This window comes from Nonomuraea insulae (assembly GCF_042656245.1).
Genome location: NZ_JBHSPA010000007.1, coordinates 35,568 through 54,673, shown reverse-complemented (window position 1 = coordinate 54,673; position 19,106 = coordinate 35,568). Strand labels below are relative to the sequence as shown.

Annotated in this window: 14 protein-coding genes and 1 pseudogene; 9 read left to right on the top strand and 6 right to left on the bottom strand. The window is 67.1% G+C overall.

Annotated features, from left to right (window positions below; all coding sequences use genetic code 11):
• From ACFPZ3_RS05370 to ACFPZ3_RS05350, 5 genes are all read right to left on the bottom strand, one after another.
• Positions 1–484: hypothetical protein (locus ACFPZ3_RS05370; protein ID WP_379512814.1), on the bottom strand; the 484-nt coding region annotated here is incomplete at its 3' end.
• The gene (locus ACFPZ3_RS05365; protein WP_379512813.1) at positions 481–675 is read right to left on the bottom strand and encodes a BUD32 family EKC/KEOPS complex subunit; all 195 of its coding nucleotides are present in this window, start codon (positions 673–675) and stop codon (positions 481–483) included. The genes ACFPZ3_RS05370 and ACFPZ3_RS05365, both read right to left, overlap by 4 nt.
• Positions 676–777: 102 nt before the next feature.
• Positions 778–984 carry a hypothetical protein gene (locus tag ACFPZ3_RS05360; RefSeq protein WP_379512812.1) on the bottom strand — a complete coding sequence of 69 codons (207 nt, stop codon included), beginning with the start codon at positions 982–984 and terminating at the stop codon, positions 778–780.
• 113 nt (positions 985–1,097) lie between these two features.
• Positions 1,098–3,467 carry a carbohydrate-binding protein gene (locus ACFPZ3_RS05355; RefSeq protein ID WP_379512811.1) on the bottom strand — a complete coding sequence of 790 codons (2,370 nt, stop codon included), beginning with the start codon at positions 3,465–3,467 and terminating at the stop codon, positions 1,098–1,100.
• A 194-nt stretch (positions 3,468–3,661) separates the two neighbouring features.
• Positions 3,662–6,841, bottom strand: a complete 3,180-nt coding sequence (locus ACFPZ3_RS05350) for a family 78 glycoside hydrolase catalytic domain (RefSeq protein WP_379512810.1) — start codon at positions 6,839–6,841, stop codon at positions 3,662–3,664.
• 864 nt (positions 6,842–7,705) lie between these two features.
• On the opposite strand from ACFPZ3_RS05350, the gene ACFPZ3_RS05345 reads away from it, so the two are divergent.
• Genes ACFPZ3_RS05345 through rhaI form a run of 5 tightly spaced genes read left to right on the top strand, consistent with a single transcriptional unit; the run spans position 7,706 to position 13,579 of the window.
• Positions 7,706–9,211 carry a sugar ABC transporter ATP-binding protein gene (locus tag ACFPZ3_RS05345; RefSeq protein WP_379512809.1) on the top strand — a complete coding sequence of 502 codons (1,506 nt, stop codon included), beginning with the start codon at positions 7,706–7,708 and terminating at the stop codon, positions 9,209–9,211.
• Positions 9,208–10,251, top strand: a complete 1,044-nt coding sequence (locus tag ACFPZ3_RS05340) for an ABC transporter permease (RefSeq protein ID WP_379512808.1) — start codon at positions 9,208–9,210, stop codon at positions 10,249–10,251. Before ACFPZ3_RS05345 ends, ACFPZ3_RS05340 begins: the two co-directional genes overlap by 4 nt.
• Positions 10,248–11,264, top strand: a complete 1,017-nt coding sequence (locus ACFPZ3_RS05335) for an ABC transporter permease (RefSeq protein WP_379512807.1) — start codon at positions 10,248–10,250, stop codon at positions 11,262–11,264. Before ACFPZ3_RS05340 ends, ACFPZ3_RS05335 begins: the two co-directional genes overlap by 4 nt.
• A 23-nt stretch (positions 11,265–11,287) precedes the next feature.
• Positions 11,288–12,364 (top strand): rhamnose ABC transporter substrate-binding protein, encoded by a 1,077-nt coding sequence (gene rhaS, locus ACFPZ3_RS05330; RefSeq protein ID WP_379512806.1) that lies wholly within the window; start codon positions 11,288–11,290, stop codon positions 12,362–12,364.
• Between the two features lie 60 nt (positions 12,365–12,424).
• On the top strand, positions 12,425–13,579 hold the full coding sequence (rhaI, locus tag ACFPZ3_RS05325; RefSeq protein ID WP_379512805.1) for an L-rhamnose isomerase: 1,155 nt from the start codon (positions 12,425–12,427) through the stop codon (positions 13,577–13,579).
• Between the two features lie 604 nt (positions 13,580–14,183).
• Here the strand turns inward: rhaI and ACFPZ3_RS05320 are convergent.
• A pseudogene (locus ACFPZ3_RS05320) lies at positions 14,184–14,300 on the bottom strand (hypothetical protein); the annotation flags it as partial.
• 492 nt (positions 14,301–14,792) lie between these two features.
• On the opposite strand from ACFPZ3_RS05320, the gene ACFPZ3_RS05315 reads away from it, so the two are divergent.
• The 4 genes from ACFPZ3_RS05315 (at position 14,793) to ACFPZ3_RS05300 (ending at position 19,105) form a co-directional block, all read left to right on the top strand.
• Positions 14,793–15,824, top strand: coding sequence for a LacI family DNA-binding transcriptional regulator (locus tag ACFPZ3_RS05315; RefSeq protein WP_379512804.1), 1,032 nt, complete (start codon positions 14,793–14,795; stop codon positions 15,822–15,824).
• A gap of 226 nt (positions 15,825–16,050) precedes the next feature.
• Positions 16,051–17,352 (top strand): ABC transporter substrate-binding protein, encoded by a 1,302-nt coding sequence (locus ACFPZ3_RS05310; protein WP_379512803.1) that lies wholly within the window; start codon positions 16,051–16,053, stop codon positions 17,350–17,352.
• Positions 17,349–18,281 (top strand): carbohydrate ABC transporter permease, encoded by a 933-nt coding sequence (locus ACFPZ3_RS05305; RefSeq protein ID WP_379512802.1) that lies wholly within the window; start codon positions 17,349–17,351, stop codon positions 18,279–18,281. Before ACFPZ3_RS05310 ends, ACFPZ3_RS05305 begins: the two co-directional genes overlap by 4 nt.
• Entirely contained in the window at positions 18,278–19,105 is an 828-nt protein-coding gene (locus ACFPZ3_RS05300; RefSeq protein ID WP_379512801.1) for a carbohydrate ABC transporter permease, read from the top strand. Before ACFPZ3_RS05305 ends, ACFPZ3_RS05300 begins: the two co-directional genes overlap by 4 nt.
• The last annotated feature ends 1 nt before the right edge of the window (position 19,106 follow it).

Here is a 19,106-nt window from a genome sequence, read left to right as displayed (position 1 = left end):
GCCGGCACAGGTCGGCCTGGAGATCGCCACCACGCTCACCGTCCGGAACAGCACGGCTCCCCCTAAGCTTTCTATTTAGGCAGGCCTGGACTTCGGTGCAGGCGCGTGCGGATTGCGTCTTATGTTGCGACGTATCACCATCCAACGGGTTGTACCGGAATGTGACTGTCGCGCTACGGCGTCGGACTGGCGCGCGCTCATGCCCAGCGCGGTTGCACTCCCCGAAGTCGAGCATGCCCGACCCAGGCCACTGCTCCGGCCAGAAGCCAAGACAAACCCGCAGCTCACGGCCCTGGGCGGAGTATTGACACCCTTCGGGCTCGGGTGTCGCCTCGGAAACGTCCGGCTGGTCGGCCTGATGCACTGCTTCGTGCATCAGGCGGTTCAAAGCAGCATGAGCCTCAGCGGCGAAGCGATCTTGGTGCTTGGCGGTGGCGCTCACGGTGATGGCGGCGGCGTCGACGGCACCGCACAGGTACATCAATTCTGCTCCGTATGCGTGGGTGGGCGTCCGTAGCCGGTGTAGAAGGCGTTGCGGAGGTCAGGGCGTGAGTGGAGGGTTCGCATGGTGAAACGGAGGAAGTTGCGGCCTGCGGCCTCGTAGCGGCTGGTTTCGAAGTCGATGACCGACACGATTCCGGCACCGCAGAGAAGGTTGCGGCTGGTGAAATCCAAGTGGGAGGGGACAGCCGGCTGGGGCGGCAATACTCCCAGCTCACCGCACGGCAAGCCCGCTCGGTCGCCTCGCATGCCTGTGCCGCCGCCTCGTCAATTTGCTCACCGGCGCTCGTCGCCGAGTAATACCAGCCTGCGAAGCTGTCCCCAGCCCTTGGGCCAACGGAACGCGCGCACCGGCGGCACCCGCTCGAACCGCACATTCCAACTGGCTCCGAGCGGTGTGCGGCATCGTATGCCGTCTTGGTAGAAGCCCAGCTCGAACGCGGTTAACGCCGGATCGGCGTCCCCAGCCGCGAGTTCCTCCACCGTCACTCCTGACGACCGAGCGCCGCGTTACTCAAACTTCGGTTGCACGAACTTGGTGGTCATCAACCTTCGGTGAGAATGATCAGCCTTTGGTGTCACAGGGCAACATCCCATCAGGACTTGACGAAGGTGAGCTCGTCGATATCGAACAGGTTGCCGGAACCCACGAACGTCAGGTAGACGTTCGCTGTCCCAGAGGGCACCCCGGTCAGGTTGGCGGTGACATTGGTGTAGGTGTCCCAGCCGCCGGTAGCCGGAACAGCGACCGAGCCGATGATCGGACCGGTCTGTGACCCGGTGCGCACCTGCAGCGTGCCGCCGCTGCCGCCGGAGGAGACGCGCGCCTGCAAGGAGATACCGCCTCCGACGTTGACGCTGCTGTAACCGGCCCAGTCGCCGGCGGCGATGTAGCCCAGCCGCTGGCCTCCGATGGCGCCACTGGCATTGACGGCCTGCACGCCGCTTTGGGAGCTGAACGACTCCGCTTGAACCGTGACGTTCGAGCCCGCGGCTGTGGACGCGGAGCTGAAGGAGAAGGTTCCGCTGCCCACGGCATAGACGTCGTACGGGCCGCTGCGGCGGAGGAATGTCGCGCCGCTGGTCAGAGCGGAACTGACACTTGCCCGCGTGGCCAGGGGCACCCAGACCTCACCGCTTGTTCCGGCCGGTGAGGTGACCTGAAGGTGGAACTGACCGGTGGTGTCCTGTGCCCATCTGACGGCCAGGGGCCCGCTGGCCGTTGGAGTCTGGCCCTGGGCCCACGTGACGTTGGCCGGATGTGGCTTCACCTGCCACGTCGAGTAGCCCGGGTTGACCGGCGTCACCCCGAGGAGAGATTCGGTGAGCACCTGGGTGGGACCCGCTCCCCACGCGTGGGCAAGACTGTCGAACCCCCGGTCGGGCAAGCCGTTGCTCATCACGAATTCCCAGAACGTACCGGTGTAGAACGTGCTGTTCGGGTCTACCTGCAGGCCCCACAGGCGGCGCAGCAGGTCTAGGGCGCCGGTGCTGTCGTCGGCCTGCATTCGCGCCATCAGTTCCCACGTGTTGTTGAGCGGCTCGATGGTGTGGCCGTAGGGGTCCGTCATGCTTGGGGCTGGTTGTGTGATCTGACTGCCGTGTGCCTGCCACCGGTTCTTGAAGTAAGTCAGGATGCCCTGGACATTGCTGGCTGAGGCGACGCCCAGTCGAATGGCGTTCATGTTCGCGTCGAGGGGGAACACATTGGTCCGTGTGTTGGTGTGCTGGTAGAGGCCCGCGCCGGCGTTCCAGAGCCGGGAGTTGATCGCGGTCTTGAGTGCGGCGGCCTTGTTGGTGTACTCGGTGACCCTGGCCGGGGTGCCGACCTTGCCTTCAAGCCAGATCAGGTTCTGGAGTAGTTCGTAGTAGGCGAGGCTGTATTCGGTGACCTCGCCGCTCTGCGTCGTCTGCCAGTAGTCGGGATCGTTGGTGACCACCAGGCCGTTGGCGTCGAGCCTGGTCGCGTGGTACGCCGATGCGGCCTCGAGCTTGGGCAGGAGTGAGGTGATGTAGGCGGTGTCATTCGTGTAGCGGTAGTACAGGACTGCGATGATCGCCGAGTAGGCCGAATAGGTCACGGCGTAGTCGAAGGCGCCACATCCCCTGAAGCCGACGGCGCTCGTCAGGCGGCCGTTGCCGGCCTGAAGGTTCATGATTGCGTTGATGGACCCTTTGACGTACGGCACGCTGCTGGTGCCGAGCGACAGTTGCGCCACGGGGTTGGTGATCACGAGATCGCCGGACCAGATCGCGCGGTCGCGTTTGGCACCGTCGAAGATGACCGGTTGCGTGAAGCAGGACGCGACACCGGCGGGCACCATGTCCAACTGGGCGGTGTAGGCGCCTGCGTACCACATCCTGTTGAGCTGGTCGTCGCTGGACATGAACCAGCCCTGGTACTGGTCAGGGCCTGCGCGGTGGGCCTTGAAGGTGAGCCCGGCTGCCGTGAGCCTGATGGTGCCGGCGGTTCGCAGCTCGATCGCGGCGAACCGGAAGCCACCGCGAAGCCCGCCGGTGTAGGTCTGGGCGCCGGTGACGGTCAGGTTGATCTGGGAGCCGTTGTCGTTGACGAACGCACCGCTGCTGTTGGTGAGGAAGCCGAGTGCCTCGCTGGTCGATATGCGTACCGTGTTCGACGTCGCCGGAGCTGTCGGCGTTGAGGAGGAGACGGTGATGTAGGGCGTGCCGCCCACCTCCTTGCCGAAGTCGAGGACGATGGCGGCGCTCTGGCCTCCAGGTGCGACGGTCAGCACAGCCGAGCCGGTGCCCTGGCCGGCCAAGATCCCGGCGTTGGTGACGGTCCCCTGCGTCCGGACGATACGTGCGGGCCTGACGTCGTTGCTCGACGGTCCCGGCACGAGGCTTTGCCAGTTGGGATCCGCCGGCCATGTCGGCAACGCCGCCGCTGCCGAGGGGCTGCCTGTCATCGCCACGGCCATCGCGATGGCCATAACGATCGACATCAGCCTGCTGAGGATGAAGTGCCGACGCACCGCGGGTGGGCTGGATCCACGAATCCTTTTCACGGGATCTCCTAATCGACACGTGCACGGCCGAGATGCGGGCGAGATGTGTTCCGGAGCGGCCGCGCACAACGTCACGGGGAGGGTAACGGTGCTGCCGCCCGGGTCTTGGCGAAGACCCGGGCGGCAGTCCATCAGCCGGTCGTTGCCGCCACGAAGGTGAACGAACCGGACGGGACGCCGTACACGGCGTAGTTTCCTTCCATGCGCAGGAACGTGGCCCGCTGCGAGCTGGCGGTGGGGCGGCGATCCTTGGCCGGCACCCACACCTCAGCGGTGGTGTTTGCCGGGACCTCGACCGTCAGCCTGAACGTCCGTTGCCCGCGACTCCATTCGGATCGCGCCAATCCCTGCGGCGTGCCGTAGCTGCCCTTGACGAAGGTGAGGTCGCCCACCGGCTTGGGCTGGATGATGAGCTTCTGGTACGCCGTCGAGCCGTCGGCCTCGCGGATCCCGGCCAGGCCGCTGTGGAACCACTCCTCGATCTGCGCGAGGATCATGTGGTTCTTGGAGTCTCCACGGTTCCAGCGCTCGCCGATGGTGGTCATACCGCCGGGGTTGGCGGTGGTGGACTCCATGAAGTACCCGTAGCTCGGCTGATCGTTGCCCTGCAGGAGTTCCCACAGGACGTCGTCGCGACCACCGTCGGTCAGCGCCCGTACCGTCGGCGCCATCCCGATGGTGCCGCCGCTGAAGTGCGGCCCTTCACCGTTGGGGTGGAAGGCGTAGACGAGTTCGACGAGGGCGTCGAGGACGGCCTCGCGTTCGCTGTCCGGGACGAGCCCGGCGTCGAGCGCGAGTGCTTGTGCCGTCTGGGTGGCTCCAGTGGTCCCTGCGTTGCCGTCAGTGGTGTAGCGGCGCAGCTGCTGGTTGTAGAAGTGGGCGTTGAAGGCGTTCTTGATGTCGCCGGCGAGGGTCTGGTAGCGCGCGGCGTCCTCGGTGTGCCCGGTCAGCCCGGCCATCTTGGCCAGCTTGGTGATCATGTTGTAATAGCCCCAGGTGCCGGTGATCCGGCCCGAGGTCTGGTCGGCGGCGACCCAGTCGGCGAGGGCGGCGTCGACGATGTGCGCGTTCTCGCCCGTCCCCACCTTCTGACGCTGGATGTAGTCGGCGAAGTCGACCATCTGCTCGTAGTAGCGTGTCATCGTCGCGGTGTCGCCGTAGAGCTCGTACAGCAGGGACGGGACCAGGATGATGGCGTCGCCCCAGTTGATCTCGTCGCCGAAGCGTCCGGTGTAGCCCCAGTCGTAGACGGGGGTCTTCAGGGCCACGTTCCCGGCCATCGGGGTGTCGGCGATCGACTGTCCCTCGACGAGGTGTCGCATCGTGGTACGCAGGTAGGCGGCCAGCTCGTAGTTGCGATGGATGGCGCCCATCGGCATCGTGTAGTCGGCCGGGTAGGACAGCTTCTCGCGTCCGGGGCAGTCGGTGAACACCGACATCATGTTGGACGCGAAGGAGTAGCGGGCCATCGTGTGGATGCGGTTGACGCGCGCATTGGAGGTGCTCACCCCTCCCGCGGTGGGCATCGAGGCCTGCAGCCGGATGCCCTTGATCAGGTCCTTGGCGGGTGTGTAGCCCTCCGGGAGGCCGGTGACCTGGACCCACTGCATGCCGAAGTAGTTGAAATCGGGATGCCAGCTCTCCCCGCCGCGCAGTCCGGCGGTGGTGTAGGTGTTGAACAGGTCGCGGCCCCGGCTGCCGCCGCCGCCCATGAGAGAGGCCTGATCGACGGTTCCGTCAGCGGCCAGTGATTCGGCCGGAGCCATGCGGATGGTGACTCCGGCGGGCACGGTGCCCTTGAGGCTGAGCTGCGGCCAGCCGGTGAAGTTCTGGCCGAGGTCGAACACCCAGGTGCCCGGTGTCGGGTTCGTCATCGAGACCGGCGTGAAGGTCTCGACGGCCTTGACCGGTTCGGCGGCGCGGGCGACGAGTTTCGTGGCGAGGTTCGGCGGCGGCGCGATGCCCGCGTCCACCCAGGACATGTCCGAGCCGTCGCGCCGCTTGGCGCCCGCTCCCAGATCGGAATCCGGCGAGTCCCAGCCGGGCTGCTCGCGGCGCGCGTCGTAGTCCGAGCCGGAGTACCAGGCGTCGGTGACGAGGGGGCCGAGCGCGGTGCGCCAGCCGCGGTCGGAGACGATGGCCTCCGTCGAGCCGTTGCTGTAGGTGATCTCCAGCCGTGCGATCAGGCGCGGCGTGACGGCGGCGCCCGCGCTCGGGTCACTGGCGGCGATGTTGTTGCCCGATCCGGTCGCCGCCGCGCCCGCGGCGTGCGGCTTGGACAACTCCGGCGTGAAGGTGATCCCCGTTCCGTCGGCGCCGGCGGTGCCGATCGCGGTGATCGTACGCGATTCGAGGTTGTCGCCGCCGTTGCCGGTGTCGATGTTGATAGTGCCGCCGACGTGGTAATTGGCGACGTTGTCAAGTTTCACGGTCTCGGTGCCGGCCACGGCGTCGGCGGCCAGAGCGCCGCTGCCCTTCAACTGGCTTTGCCACCATGAGTACGGAGCCGTGCGTCCCACGGCCGGGTTGGTCACGCTGCGCCGCACGTAGGCGGGGCCGTTGCCGAGCCGGATGCCGAGGGTGTTGGCTCCGGCGCGCAGGTCGCCGGTGACGTCGTAGGTGCGGTACTCACTGGAGAGCTGATAGTTGGAGTTGCCCGGCGCGAGCACCTCGTCGCTGAGTTCGCGGCCGTTCAGTGTCGGCAGATGCAGGCCGATGCCTGACAGGTACAGACGAGCGCTGGCCACGCGTTTCTTGCGGTCAATGCCGAACTGACGGGCGAAGATCGGCATGGGTTGCGCTTCGGTACGGCCCGGATATTCGATCCAGCGAGCCGTCCCCCAATCGCTCTGCTGCAGCAGGCCCATTTCCCAGGTGGACGGTTTGCTCCAGTCCGAAGCCTTCTTCTCGGCGTCCCAGACGCGCACGTGCCAGACGACCTTCTGGCGCGAACTCAGGGCCTGGCCGCGATAACGGATGCCGGACTGAGCGGCGGCGTTGACTTTGCCGGAGTCCCAGATCAGCCGACCGCGCTTGAGGTTCTCCTCGCTCGGTGCGGCCTGTACCTGGTAGGCGGTCTGGCTGTCGGCAGGGCACGCGGCCGACGAGTTCGGTCGGTGGCACGGATGAGCGGCGGCTTGTCTGGCCTCTTTCATGCGCCACCCCACGGTGGGGGTGGTGGTGTCGATGCCGAGGGGTTCGTCGTATCTGCCGTCCACATGGAGGTCGATGACCTCGACGTAAGACTGGCCACCGGCGGCGATGGCCGGTGGCGCGCTGATTGGTTGCGTGAGCAGGAGGGTGACGGACACTCCCAGCCCCGTGAGCACGCGTATCCGACGACGTAAGCTGAACACCGGAGTCACTTCCTTCCCGGCCGATGCTGTCGAGCCGGCTGGTACTTCGCCTGCTTGCGCCTGGATGCTGCCTCTCGGGTTGGAGGGCAGCCAGGCGTTCTCGCCCCGTAACAGGGGAGGTCAATCAGGCGCTGGCCTCGTCGTCGGCGTCCCATCGCCGCAGAACCACCTGCGGGCACGACACCCGCTTGAGGATCCGTCGGGTGACCCCGCTTGGGCAGGCATGAGGATGGCGCTCGGGAGCGTCGAGTAAGTCAGCGCTTAGGAGAAATTCGTGCGTGGCGGAGCTGGGGCTGCCATCGCGGAGATGGCCAGGTAATCGTGGACGCAGGTGCGATAGGGGTGCACAATGCCGCCTCCGGGCTCGCTAAAACGATTTAAGCGATCCGCTATCTCGTTAACGTAAGCTTTACCTGGTCTGCAGTCAAGGGCTATCTGAGTATCGATACTCGCGCAAGGCCGAAGTCATACCTATGCGGTGGGTAGCTAAATGTGTATTGTTACCCATGTTGAAACGGGCCTGGATCAGGCGAAACCGGATTCCACGGCGTGGAGATGCCATCCATGGACGGTTCTTGCTCGCTCGTATGTGACCTCACGTCCGGCACGCACCATCGCCGGCGAATCAGGTCGATGGAGTCTCGCTTGTCGGCTGGAAGCCCTCGTACAGGCCGGTCAACCTGGGCAAGTGGTGTGGTCGGAAGGCTTTCGGCCGCGGTTCCGCGCACGAGTGTGACCGCGCTATTGACACGCCGCGAGAGATCGACCTACGGTCTGGGACACTTAAAACGTTTTGCCTTGATCGCGCTGGGAGGGCACGTGGCTGACTCACCTCCTGTCCTGGAGTTACGGAACATCAGCAAGTTTTTCGGCGCCGTGCAGGCACTGTGGAACGTGAAGCTGGAGCTGCGGGCCGGTGAGGTCCACGCTCTGGTGGGTGAGAACGGGGCGGGCAAGTCCACGCTGGTGAAGACCCTTGCCGGGGCTCACCAGCCAGACTCGGGAATGTTGCTCCTTGACGGGCAAGAGGTGGTCCTGTCGGGTCCGGCGGACGCTCAGGCCGCGGGGATCGCGGTGATCTACCAGGAGCCGACGCTTTTCCCCGACCTGTCGGTGGCGGAGAACATCTTTATGGGCCGCCAGCCGCTGCGCGGGCTGCGCCGCATCGACGCCAAGGCGGTGCGCGCCAAGGCCGCGGAGCTGTTCGACCGGCTGGGCGTGCCGCTGGATCCCGACCGGCCCGCACGTGGGCTGTCTATCGCCGACCAGCAGCTCGTAGAGATCGCCAAGGCGCTGGCCTTCGACGCGCGCATCCTCATCATGGACGAGCCCACAGCGGCGCTGTCGGGGGTAGAGGTCGAGCGGCTGTTCGCTGTCGTGCGATCACTGCGGGAGTCGGGCACCGCGATGTTGTTCATCTCGCACCGTTTCGACGAGGTTTTCGCGCTGTGCCAGCGGATCACCGTGATGCGCGACGGCCGGTGGGTCTCCACCGACTCGGCCGATGCCCTGACCGTCGATGAGATGGTGCGCCGGATGGTCGGACGCGAGGTGTCGGCCCTCTACCCGAAGATCGACGCGGCGGTGGGCGAGCCCCGTCTGGAGGTGCGCGGGCTGACCCGGCACGGGGTGTTCGCCGACGTGGGATTCACCGTGCGCGCGGGAGAGATCGTCGCTCTGGCGGGGCTGGTCGGGGCGGGGCGCAGCGAGGTGGCGCGCGCGGTGTTCGGCGTGGACCGTTACGACGCCGGCGAGGTTCTCGTGGACGGCAGGCGGTTGCCGCGCGGCGACACCGTCGCGGCCATCGCCGCCGGGCTGGCGCTCGTCCCGGAGGACCGCCGCCAGCAGGGCCTGGTGATGGAGATGTCGGTGGAGCACAACGCGACGCTGACCCGCCGCTGGTCACTGAGCAGGCTGGGACTGTTGTTCGGGGAGACCGAGCGCGAGGCGGCTCAGTTCTGGAGCGCTCGGCTGCAGGTCAAGGCCGCCCGACTGACTGATCCGGTGTCGGCGCTGTCCGGCGGCAACCAGCAGAAGGTGGTGCTGGCCAAGTGGCTGTCGACCGATCCACGGGTGCTGATGGTCGACGAGCCGACCCGGGGCATCGACGTGGGAACCAAGGCCGAGGTGCACCGGCTGCTGTCGGAGCTGGCCGGACAAGGCGTGGCAGTACTGATGATCTCCAGTGAACTGCCAGAGGTGCTCGGCATGGCCGACCGGGTGCTGGTCATGCATGAGGGGCGGCTGACCGCGGATATCCCGCGGAAGCAGGCGGATGAGGAAACGGTCATGTACGCCGCCACCGGCCAGGGCGGTACGCGATGACGACCCTGCAAACCCAGCCGCCGTCCCAGCGGCCCAGACAGAACGGCTCGCGCTTCGTCCAGCGCGTCTTCGTCATCAGGGAGTTGGGCATCGTTCTGGCCCTCGCCCTGCTCATCGCCGTGACCGTGATCGTCAACCCGCGCTTCCTGACCGCGCAGGGCGTCAAGGACCTCTTGCTCAGCTCGACCATCCTGGCGATTCTCGCGGTCGGGCAGACCATCGTGGTCGTCACTCGCAATGTCGACCTGTCCGTCGGGTCGGTGCTGGGGTTGACGGCGTTCGCGAGCGGCACCCTGTTCGTCGCCAACCCCGGGTTGCCGATCCCGGTCGTGCTGGCCGTCGGCGTGCTGCTGGGAGCGATGTGCGGGCTGGTGAACGGCGCGCTGATCGCCACCGCCCGGGTCCCGGCGCTCGTGGTCACACTCGGCACCCTGTACGTCTTCCGGGGCATCGACTACACCTGGGCCACCGGCCGACAGATCAACGCCGCCAACATGCCGCCCGGCTTCCTGCGGATGGGCAGCGCAACACTGCTCGGCGTACCGGTGCTGACTCTGTTCGCCGTGGCCGTGCTCGTCGTGGCGGGCTACTACCTGCGCACCTACCGCAGCGGGCGGGAGCTGTACGCCATCGGCTCCAGCCCGGCCGCCGCCCGCTTGTCCGGCATCCCCGTCGGCCGCCGCGTGTTCGCCACGTTCGTCGTCTCCGGCGCGCTGGCCGGCTTGTCCGGCGTCCTGTATGCGGCCCGCTTCGGCACGCTGGACGCCAACGCCGGCTCTGGTTTCGAGCTGAACGTGGTCGCCGCTGTCGTGGTCGGCGGCGTGGCCATTTTCGGCGGCAGCGGCTCGGTCTACGGCGCCGTACTCGGCGCGGTCCTCCTCACCACCATTGGCAGCGCTCTGCCGGTGCTCGGAGTGAGCCCGTTCTGGCAGCGCGCCGCGGTCGGCGCGCTGATTCTGGCCGCCATCGGCCTCGACAGGGCGCTGGCCGTCCGGCTCGTACGCACGCTACGCCACTCGACGCGGAAGGAGGGAGCGTGAAGGAACGGATGGCGCGCTCGCGGTCGGTCTTTGGATCATGGGACACTGCCCTGCTCATCGCCTTGATCGTGGTGGTGCTCGTCGGCGCGCTGGCCATCGAGGGCGTGGCTAGCCCGCGTTTCTGGCGGTTCGTCTCACTGGAGATCATCCCGATCGCGTTGATCGCGCTGCCCATGACGCTGGTCGTCATCACCGGCGAGATCGACCTGTCGGTGGCCAGCGTCCTCGGCCTGACCTGCACAGTGATGGGCCAGATGTGGCTGTGGGGGATCAACTCGCTGCCACTGCTCATTGTCGTCGGCCTGCTGCTGGGTGCGCTGCTCGGCGCGGTCAACGGAGTCTTCGTGACCGGGTTCGGGCTGCCGTCGCTGGCCGTGACCATCGGCACGCTCGCCCTCTACCGCGGGCTGGCCTACGTGGTGCTCGGCGACCGGGCGGTGGCCGACTACCCGCCCGAGTGGACGATGGGCGCGATCGCCCCCATCCCCGGCCTGACCATCCCCTGGGTGATCACCGTGGTGGCCGTGCTCGCCCTCGTCTTCGGCATCGTCCTGCATGCCACCCCGATCGGGCGCGGCCTGTTCGCCATGGGGAACAACGCCGAGGCCGCCCGCTTCACCGGCATCTCCGTCGCGCGGACGAAGTTCTGGCTGTTCGTCGCCACCGGAGCCATGTCGGCACTCGCCGGGGTCTTCTGGACCCTGCGTTTCGCCAGCGCCCGCGCTGACAACGGTACGGGTCTCGAACTCGCCGTCGTGGCCGCGGTCCTGCTCGGAGGCGTGTCGATCTTCGGTGGCCGGGGCCGTCTGATCGGTGTCATCGCCGCGGTCATCCTGCTCGGCGTCCTGCGCAACGCCCTGCAACTCGCCTACGTACCAGCCAACACCCTCACCATCATCACCGGATCCCTGCTCATCGTCTCCGTTGTGGGACCCAACATCGTCGGCATGATCCGCGAGCGGCTGCGCCGGCGACGACCCGCCACCCCCCTTCCCCAGACCGCGGCCGAGTGAGCGGCCCGCCGAAAGGACACATCATGGCAGCGAGAAACACACGCGGCCGGGCCATCGCTCTGGCGATGCTCGCCGCGCTCACCCTCGCCGTAAGTGGTTGCGCAGGCCAGGAAGAGCCGACCGCTTCCCAGCCTTCCGGCGCCGGAAGCGCCAGCGGGGCACCGGGAGCGATCAAGGAAGGCTTGAAGGTCGCGTTCCTGCCCAAGCAGGTGAACAACCCCTACTTCGATGCCTCCGACAACAAGGGCGGCAAGGTCGCGGTGGCGGAGTTCAAGGGCGCCTACAGCCAGACCGGCCCATCAGAGGCCAGCCCGTCGGCGCAGGTCAGCTATATCAACACGCTCTCTCAGCAAGGCTCCGACGTCATCGTGGTCTCGGCCAACGACAAGGACGCCATCTGCGGCGCGCTGAACGAGGCCCGCGCCGCGGGCGCCAAGGTCGTGACCTACGACTCCGACACCAACCCCACCTGCCGGGACGCCTTCATCAACCAGGCCAGCGCCGAAGGCATCGCCTCCTCCCAGATCAAGCTGATCTCCGAGGCGGTCGGTGCGGACGGCGGCGAGATCGCGATCCTGTCCGCCACGGCCAACGCGACCAACCAGAACGCCTGGATCGAGATGATGAAGACCGAGTTGGCCAAGCCGGAGTACAGCAAGCTGAAGCTGGTCGCCACCGTCTATGGCGACGACGACGACCAGAAGTCCTTCCAGGAGGCCCAGGGCCTGCTCGCCAAATACCCGGACCTCAAGGGCATCATCTCCCCGACCACGGTGGGCGTCGCGGCGGCGGCCCGTTACCTGTCCGGCTCGGCGTACAAAGGCAAGGTCCAGTTGACCGGGCTGGGCACGCCGAACCAGATGCGCGCCTACATCAAGGACGACACTGTCAAGTCCTTCGCGCTATGGAACCCCTCCGACCTGGGTTACCTGGCCGCGTACACCGGCGGGGCGCTGGCCTCCGGCCTGATCACCGGCAAGGAGGGCGAGAAGTTCACCGCGGGCAAGCTCGGCGAGTACACCGTGGGCAAGGACGGCGCCATCCTGCTCGGCGACCCGTTCGTGTTCACCAAGGACAACATCGACGACTTCGACTTCTGAAGCCTGACTCCCGCTCTGTGGGGCCGGAGCGGGAGCCGTCACGTCTGCCCCGGGAGTGATATGGACATCAAGGCCACGCTGCGGGCGCAGCACATCGAGACGCCGTCATGGGCGTACGGCAACAGCGGCACCAGGTTCAAGGTATTCGCGCAGCAAGGGGTGCCGCGCGATCCGTATGAGAAGCTCGCCGACGCTGCTCAGGTGCACGCCTACACGGGGATCGCGCCCGCGGTCGCCCTGCACATCCCCTGGGACAAGGTGGAGGACTACGCCGAGTTGTCCCGCCACGCCCGCGACCTGGGGGTGGGCATCGGCGCGATCAACTCCAACGTCTTCCAGGACGAGGACTACAAGCTCGGCAGCGTCACCAACTCCGACCCGGCGGTGCGCCGCAAGGCGCTGGGGCATCTGCTGGAGTGCGTCGACATCATGGACGCCACCGGCTCCGACACGCTGAAGCTGTGGTTCTCCGACGGCACCAACTATCCGGGCCAGGACGACATCCGGGCTCGTCAGGACCGCCTGGCCGAGGCGCTGGCCGCGGTGTACGAGCGGCTGGGCGAGGGGCAGCGGTTCCTGCTGGAGTACAAGCTGTTCGAGCCGGCCTTCTACACCACCGACGTGCCCGACTGGGGCACCGCCTATGCACACTGCGTCAAGCTCGGCCCCAAGGCCCAGGTTGTCGTGGACACCGGCCACCACGCGCCCGGCGTGAATATCGAGTTCATCGTGGCGTTCCTGCTGCGCGAGGGCAAGCTCGGCGGCTTCGACTTCAACTCCCGCTTCTACGCCGACGACGATTTGATGGTCGGCTCGGCGGACCCGTTCCAGCTGTTTCGCATCATGTACGAAGTGGTGCGCGGGGGCGGGTTGGACCCGGCGACCGGGGTCGCCTTCATGCTGGACCAGTGCCACAACATCGAGCCGAAGATCCCCGGTCAGATCCGCTCGGTCATGAACGTGCAGGAGGCCACCGCCAAGGCGCTGCTCGTGGACCCGGGCGCGCTGGCCGCGGCCCAGCGTGAGGGCGACGTGCTGGGCGCGAACGCCGTGCTCATGGACGCCTACAACACCGACGTGCGGCCGCTGCTGGCCGGGTTGCGCGAGGAGCTGGGGCTGGCGCCCGACCCGATGGCCGCCTACGCCAAGTCCGGATATTTCGAAAAAATCGCCGCCGAACGCGTCGGCGGCCAGCAGGCCGGCTGGGGCGCGTAGACGCGGCCTCACCAGGCGTGGATCGTGCCATCCTGAAGCCGGTTGATGGGCAGGTACGCCGCCTCGTAGGGGTGCGCGGCCGCCGGTTCCTCGTCGAGGCCGACACCGCACCCGGGCGCTTCGCCCGGTGCAGATGCCCGTCGGCGAAGGTGAAGGCGTGGGGGAACAGCGCGTCGGTCAGCTCGGTGCAGCCGGCGTATCCCTGGATGCCGAAGTTGTGGATCGCCAGGTCCAGGTGGATCGCGGCGGCCATGCCGAACGGAGAGATATCCTCGGGCCCGTGGATGGCGCTCTTGATCTGGTGCTGCGCGGTGTAGTGGTGTGGGGCCGCCTGGATCGGCGTGAGGCGGTGGGCGTCGTGCAGCAGGGACGGGTCCCGGTGCCGAACGTGACGCCGTACACGAGCTCGAGCCCCGGCACGCCCGTCGGCACGCGGATCGTGGGGGTAGCCCTCAGCCAGTCGCACCCGGATGGAGTCGAACAGCTCGGGGACGTCGCGCCCGCTGGCGTGGCCGTAGGTGCAGACGCGCTCGCGGCTCGTGCCGCCCAGCAACTGGTACAGCGGGAGCCCGGCGACCTTGGCCTTGATGTCCCACAACGCCACGTCCACCGCGGCGATGGCGGCCATCGTCACCGGCCCGCGCCGCCAGTAGGCGCCCCGGTAGAGGGACTGCCAGGTGTCCTCGATGCGATGGAGGTCGATCCCCAACAGCAGAAGCACCACGTGGTCGCGCAGGTAGCTGGCCACGGCGAGCTCGCGTCCGTTGAGTGTGTCGCGTCGCCGAGGCCGGTGATGCCTTCGTCAGAGGGCGTCGTAGTCGCGCGCGTGTTGTGAGGACTGTTCCCTGACGAATGAACCCCCGCCGGGCGCCACCTCGATCAGGTGCTGGCCTCCAGCCGCTGTAGCACCTCGCGCACGACGTTGTGGCTCGCGCCGAACTGGGCGACCAGCTCGCGTCGGAGGGCAGCTTGGCGCTCACCCGGATCTCGCCGGATCGGATGTCATGCCCCAGCTGACGCGCGATGCGTTCGGTCAGCAGCCCCCGTGGGACTGTGATAGGTCCTGGTCCATCGGTGCTGGCAGGTCGGTGGGCATGCAGCGAGTACACAGGGGGTCCCTGCGGCGATATCGCCGTCGGTAACCGGTACCGGCTCAGATCGGGCCCTGCCTTGTGCTCGTACAATCGGAGCACGCCTCGGGAGATGGAGTTTCATGGTCACGCCTGGTCGACGACGAGTGACGATCTCCGACGTGGCGAGCCACGCCCAGGTGTCCGTCACGGCGGTGTCCAAGGTGATCCGCAACGCCTATGGCGTCAGCCCGGCCATGAAGGACCGGGTCAAGGCGGCCATCGACGAGCTCGGCTATCGGCCGCAGGCCGTGGCCCGGGGGATGCGCGGGCGCACCTTCACGATCGGCCTGGTGCTGCCGCACATCAGGAACCCGTTCTTCGCCGACATCCTCGACGGCCTGACCGCATACCTCGAGACCACCGACTACCAGGCGTTCATGATTCAGGGCGGCGCCACCCGCAAGGTCGAGCAGCGGGCGGTCGACGCCCTGGTGGACCGGCAGGTGGACGGGATCATCATGGTCGCTCCGCTGGCATCGAGAGCGCGCCTGGAGGAGGTGGCGAAGGAGAAGCCGCTCGTGGTGCTCGCGCGCCACGAACGGTCGCCGCACTACGACTCAGTGTTCGATGATGACGAGGCGGGCGCCGAACTCGTGGTCGAGCACCTGATCGAGCTGGGTCATCGCCGGATCGCGCACATCACGCACCAGGACGACAGCATCGCCCGGCCCGGCGATCTGCTGCACAACATCCGGTCGGCGACCTATGAACGCGTCATGGGCGAGCACGGGCTCGCCGATGAGATCGCTGTCGCGACCAGCTTCTACAGCGAGAAGGGCGGCTACGACGGTGCCCGGCAGCTGCTTGATCGTACGCCGCGCCCGACGGCGATCTTCGCCGGAGCCGACCAGGCGGCCCTCGGCGCTCTCGCCGCGCTGCACGAGGCGTGCCTGTCGGTCCCGGCGGACGTCTCGGTCGCCGGCTACGACAACACCCACCTGGCCGCGCTGCCCAACATCGCGCTGACCAGCGTCGACCAGGACGGCGGCGAGATGGGCCGCGCCGCGGGCAAGCTGCTGCTCGAACGCGTCGAAGGTCGCATGACGCCGGTGCGCTTCTCCGTCACTCCGAGCCTGGTCGTCCGCGGCTCAACGGCCGCGCCGCCCGCCTGAGGCAGTCGAAGAACGTCCCCGCCGCCTCACGCCCACTCTCCGCTTCTTCCGGAACGTGCTGGTCAGCGGGGGAAACGTTGCTCTAATAAGAGCTTCATCAGCCGTCTCATCTGCATAAATACTGAAAACCGTTACCCAAATAGCACCTTGACAGCCTCTCGAGTAACGCCTACGTTAACCGCATCGGGGAGTCGCTTAAAACGATTCGATAACCCTGGAGGGGTGTGTGAAGACCTCCCACCGCACGCTTGCCGCGGCCCTGGCCGTGCTCGCGACGGCGGCCCTTACCTCATGCGGATCCACCTCGGAACCGGCTGCCGACGGCGCCGTGACCCTGTCCTTCATGACGGGCAGCGACCAGTCGACCGTGGACACCTCCAAAGCGCTGGCCAACGCCTTCATGAAGGCCAACCCCAAGGTCAAGATCGAGATGGAGAATCAGCCGGGCGGCAGCGAGGGCGACAACGTCGTCAAGACCCGGCTGTCCACCGGCGAGATGACGGACGTGTTCTGGTACAACTCCGGCTCGCTGCTGCAGGCGCTCAACCCGGCCCAGACCCTCGTCGACCTCACCGGCGATTCCGTCCTGGCCAGCGTCCAGCCCGAATACCTGCCCGTCGTGACGCAGGAGAACAAGGTGTACGGCGTCCCGGCCACCACGCTCACGGGCGGCGGCATCCTCTACAACCGCAAGGTCTACGAGCAGCTCAAGCTGGAGGTCCCCAAGACCTGGGCCGAGTTCATGGCGAACAACGACAAGATCAAGGCAGCGGGGATCACCCCGGTGATCAGCACGTTCAAGGACACCTGGACCTCGCAGATCTTCGTGCTGGCCGACTACCACAACGTCCAGGCCGCGGCGCCGAACTTCGCGACGGACTACACCGCGGGCAAGGCCAAGTACGCCACCACGCCCGCCGCGGCGGGCGGGTTCCAGCACCTCGCCGACGTGCACGCCAAGGACTACCTCAACAAGGGCTTCGGCTCGGCCACCCTCGACCAGGGCCTGAAGATGCTGGTCGAAGGCAAGGGCGCGCACTACGCGATGCTCAGCGGGCTGCTGCCACCGCTGCTGGCGACCTATCCGCAGACAGCCACCGACGTCGGCCTCTTCGGCATCCCCGGCACCGACCCGGCCAAGAACGGCGCCACCGTCTGGGAGCCTCCGGCCATCTACATCGCCAAGACCACCGAGAAACTCGACACGGCCAAGAAGTTCCTGGCCTTCGTCGCCTCGCCAGCCGGCACGCAGGCGGTGACCGCGGCCGTGCAGCCGTCCGGGCCGTACCGTATCAAGGGCGCCAAGCTGCCCGACGATGCCATCCAGGTGGCCAAGGACCTGCAGGCCTACATCGACAAGGGCGCCACCTCACCCGCGCTGGAGTTCCTGTCGCCCATCAAGGGCCCGTCCCTGGAGCAGATCACCGTCGCCGTCGGCTCCGGGCTGACACCGGCCGCCGAAGGCGCCGCCCAGTACGACAAAGACGTGGAGAAGCAGGCCAAACAACTGGGGCTGGCAGGGTGGTGACGAAGCAGTATGCCGGGCCCCTCAGTGGGCCCGGCGCGCCGCCCGGCCATCGGCACGCCCGCTCGCCGGCCAAGCGCAGGTCGGCCTACCCGTACGCGCTCTACCTGCCCGCCGCGGTCGTCTACGTCGTGATCTTCCTGGTGCCGACGGTGATGGCGTTCTACTTCGCGCTCACCCGCTGGACCCTGTTCGACAGCACGTTCGTCGGCCTGGACAACTTCCGCGACTTCCTGGCCGAGCAGAACCTGCGCATCGGCTTCCAGAACACCATCTTCTACGCGGTCGCCACCAGCGGCCTCAAGGTGGTGCTCGGGCTGCTGCTCGGCGTGCTCCTCACCAGCAGGCTGCGGCTGCGCGGCTTCCTGCGCTCGGTGGTGTTCTTCCCCGTGCTGGTATCCACGGTGGCCGTGGGCATCACCTTCAGTGCGCTGCTGCGGCCGGACACCGGGCTGGTCAACAAGGTCCTCGCGCTGGTCGGCGTCGACGGACCCGACTGGATCGGCGACGCCAACACGGCGCTGCTGTCGGTGGCGCTGGTGGACGTGTGGAAGGGCGTGGGCCTGGCCACGGTGATCTACATCGCCGGGATCCTGTCCATCCCCCAGGACTACTACCAGGCGGTCGCGGTCGACGGAGGCACCGCCTGGCACCGCTTCAGGCATGTCACGCTGCCGCTGAGCTGGCCGGCCACGTACTCGGTGATCATCCTGTCGTTCATCGGCGGGCTGCGCTCGTTCGACCTGATCTGGACGATGACCCGCGGTGGACCCGGCTTCACCAGCGACACCATCGCCTCGATCATCTACAAGCAGTACCAGGCCGGCTTCTTCGGCCTGTCCACCGCCGGGAACGTGCTGCTGTTCATCATCGTCACGGCCATCGTCGTCCCGCTCAACCACTTCCTCGGCAAGAGGCAGGTCGCCGCATGAGCACGCTCAAGAGACTCGGCGCGGAGACGATCGCGTTCGTCCTGGCCACCGTGATCTTCCTGGTGCCGTTCTCGTTCATGCTGCTCACCGCCATCAAGGACCGGGCGCAGTCCGCGGATCTGGACTTCGCCTGGCCCGTCGAGTGGCGGGCGGTGGAGAACTTCATCCAGGTCGTCGAGGCGCGCGACTACGTGCTGCTGCGCGCCTTCGTCAACTCCACCGTCCTGACCGTCGCCTCGGTGGCGCTGATCGTCGTCTTCGCCGCATTGGCCGCGTTCGTGCTGCAGCGACGCGCGGGTGCGATCGGCAGGGTGGCCAACTTCCTGGTGCTGTCCGGGCTGATCATCCCGCCCGCGATCGTGCCCACCATCTGGCTGCTGCAGGCCCTCGGTCTGTTCAAGACGCTGCCCGGGCTGATCCTCGTCGAAGTCGCCTTCGGCCTGTCGTACGCGGTGCTGCTGTTCCGCGCGTTCATCGCGGCCATCCCGCGCGAACTGGACGAGGCCGCCCAGATCGACGGCTGCGCGGGCCTCACGCTGTTCTTCCGCGTGATCTTCCCGCTGCTGCGGCCGGTCACCATCACGGTCGTCCTGACCACGTCCGTGGCCGTATTCAACGACTTCGTCAACCCGTTGTACTTCACCCCGGGCACCGAGAACGCCACGGTGCAGGTTACCCTCTACAACTTCCAGAGCCAGTACAGCACCCAATGGAACCTGCTGTTCATGGACATCGTCCTGATCACCATTCCGCCCCTGCTGGCCTTCGTCTTCTTCAACCGCAAAATCGTCGCCGGAATGACCGCCGGCGCCATCAAGGGGTGAC